The organism is Bradyrhizobium uaiense, from assembly GCF_010811875.1.
Taxonomy (GTDB): domain Bacteria; phylum Pseudomonadota; class Alphaproteobacteria; order Rhizobiales; family Xanthobacteraceae; genus Bradyrhizobium; species Bradyrhizobium uaiense.
Genome location: NZ_VKHP01000831.1, coordinates 1 through 246, shown reverse-complemented (window position 1 = coordinate 246; position 246 = coordinate 1). Strand labels below are relative to the sequence as shown.

Below are 246 nucleotides of genomic sequence, written 5' to 3'. Positions count from 1 at the left end.
CTTTTTTCGCCCCGGCGGCGTGCTGATGCGCCCGGACGATGGTGGAATCCACGATCAGATATTCGAAGTCCGGATCATCGGACATCGCCTCGAAGATGCGGCACCAGACACCCTTGCGACTCCATCGGCTGAAGCGCCGGAACACGCTGTTCCAATCGCCGAAGACCTCCGGGAGATCGCGCCAGGGAGACCCCGTACGCACGATCCACAGCACTCCTTCAACGAACATTCGGTTGTCGCGCCCGG

At 61.8% G+C, this 246-nt stretch carries 1 protein-coding gene; it reads right to left on the bottom strand.

All coding sequences use genetic code 11. The features are described 5' to 3' along the window. Positions 1-246 (bottom strand): transposase (locus FNJ47_RS47665; RefSeq protein WP_163163694.1); only part of this gene is annotated, 246 nt, incomplete at both ends.